This window comes from Shewanella sp. (assembly GCF_051658185.1).
Lineage (GTDB): Bacteria > Pseudomonadota > Gammaproteobacteria > Enterobacterales > Shewanellaceae > Shewanella.
In genome coordinates, this window is sequence record NZ_JBOFMC010000381.1 from 1 (window position 1) to 2,119 (window position 2,119).

At 48.0% G+C, this 2,119-nt stretch carries 3 protein-coding genes; all 3 read right to left on the reverse strand.

The features are described from left to right. Window positions 1-642, reverse strand: a 642-nt coding sequence (gene fabV, locus ACRCZA_RS14275; protein WP_438675070.1) for an enoyl-ACP reductase FabV, incomplete at its 3' end; no start/stop codon positions are given. A 105-nt stretch (window positions 643-747) separates the two neighbouring features. Continuing rightward, window positions 748-1,533 (reverse strand): peptide ABC transporter ATP-binding protein, encoded by a 786-nt coding sequence (locus ACRCZA_RS14280; RefSeq protein WP_438675071.1) that lies wholly within the window; start codon window positions 1,531-1,533, stop codon window positions 748-750. Further along, window positions 1,514-2,119: oligopeptide/dipeptide ABC transporter ATP-binding protein (locus ACRCZA_RS14285; protein ID WP_438675072.1), on the reverse strand; the 606-nt coding region annotated here is incomplete at its 5' end. The genes ACRCZA_RS14280 and ACRCZA_RS14285, both read right to left, overlap by 20 nt.

Below are 2,119 nucleotides of genomic sequence, written 5' to 3' on the forward strand. Positions count from 1 at the left end.
CAATACGCCAGCGTCTGTCAGCGCTTGCATCCACAGTTCCCAATCTTGGCCGCCCATAACGGTCACCGTATCGGCAATTTCTTGCTCGGTTGCTGGCTCAACGGTTGCTTCAATGATGCAATCTTTATTGGTATCAACGGCGGTCGCAGTATAGGGCTCGCCAATAGGCTTTAATGCCGAGCGCACCAGTTCGCCTGAGTCAGGCAGTTTACGCACGGGCGATGCCAATGAATAAACGACCAGATCAATTTGGCCAAGGTCTTGTTTAATCAGCTCAATAACCTTTTGTTTTGCCTCATGGCTGAAGGCATCACAGTTAATGCTTTTGGCATATAACCCTTGCGCTTTAGCGAATTTATCGAAGGCAGCAGAGTTATACCAGCCTGCAGTACCGGGTTTGGATTCGGTGCCGGGTTTTTCGAAAAATACCCCAATGGTGGCCGCTTGGCTACCAAACGCGGCCGCGATTCGGGATGATAGGCCATAGCCGCTTGAGGCGCCGACCACTAAGACTTTTTTAGGGCCATTAGTGATGGGGCCTTTGGCTTGGGTCTGGGCGATTTGTTCTTTTACGTTGGCTTCACAGCCTACTGGATGGGTAGTGGTACAAATAAATCCACGAATTTTGGGTTTGATAATCATGTTTGCGCTTCTTCTATCAAAATGGCCAATAGGATAAATATTTCGGCGAGTAAATGGCATCTATTTTTAGCCAATTTGCCTGATTAGTTAAGTGGTTGGAGCAGTTTAGCGTTTGTGGACAAACAAACTTTGCTCTTGAATAAGCCTCTGGGTGTATTCATGTTGAGGTGAGTTAAATATTTGTTCTGTAGCGGCTTTTTCTATCATAACCCCTTTGTGTAACACCATGATTTGATCGCTAATATGGCGAATGATATTGAGGTTATGGGAAACGAAGATATAGGATAAACCGAGGTCTTTTTGCAGTTTAAGCAGTAGATTAAGGATCTGTGAACGCACTGACAGGTCCAGCGCGGTGAGCGCTTCATCGGCAATGATAATTTTTGGATTGAGCATTAACGCTCTGGCAACGGCTACCCGCTGTTTTTGCCCCTCTGAAATCATGTGCGGATAAAAATCAAAATGCTCGGGTAATAAACCGACTTTTCTTAAGATGTCGATGACTTGTTGGTGCCGTTCAATGGCCGAGAGTGACGTGTTAAACCGCAGTGGCTCATCGAGGAGTTGGCCTATCGTGAGTCTGGGGTTGAGAGAAGTATTCGGATCTTGGAAGATCATGCGAATAAGCCGGCAGCGCTGCTTAATATTGCGGCTATCGAGGGCCGTGCCGTCAAAATAAATCTCGCCGCCACTACGCGGTTCTGCACCCACTAAAATACGCGCGAGGGTGCTCTTGCCAGAGCCCGCATCGCCAACAATCGCAAGGGTTTCTCCGCGGTTGAGTTCGAATGAGACCGGAGACAAGGCATCGTTATATTGGCGGCTAAAACCTTTATAACCCATGTCATAGCGTTTGTAGAGATCAGTAACTTTAAGCAGTGGAGTCGTCATTGGTCGGTTCGCTATGGTAAGGGAAATGGCACGCAAAGTAGCGGTCTTTGAGGTGACTTAAATTGGGCTGAGACACACATTTTTTTTGAGCTTCTGGGCATCTTGGTCCTAAACGACAGCCGATGGGCAGATGTTGCAGCGCGGGTGCGGATCCCGGCAGGGTGGGCATAATCGCTTTATGGCCTTTAATCCCGGAGTAGTCAGGCATATTTTCGAGTAGGGCTTTAGTGTAGGGGTGATAGGGGCTGGCGATCAGCTCCTCCGTGGGGCCCGACTCCATGACTTGGCCGCAATAGAGTACCGATAGGTGATCGCACCACTGTGCAAGGGTTTCGAGTTCATGACTAATGATCAAAATTGAGACATGTTGCAGCTGATTTAATTGGGATAATAATCTAAATATCTGCGCTTGCGTGCTGAGCTCCATCGAGTTGGTGGGTTCATCGGCAATTAATAACCGTGGCTGATTTGCGACGGCCATGGCGATCATCACCTTTTGACATTCGCCTTCGGATAATTCCCAGGGGTAACTTGCCATGACCTTTTGCGGATTTTTGATCCCCACTTTATGTAACCACTTTTGTGC

Bases quoted from the DNA above. Each gene is read 5' to 3' on its own strand.
- ACRCZA_RS14280 (WP_438675071.1), bottom strand. From the start codon at position 1,533: ATGACGACTCCACTGCTTAAAGTTACTGATCTCTACAAACGCTATGAC.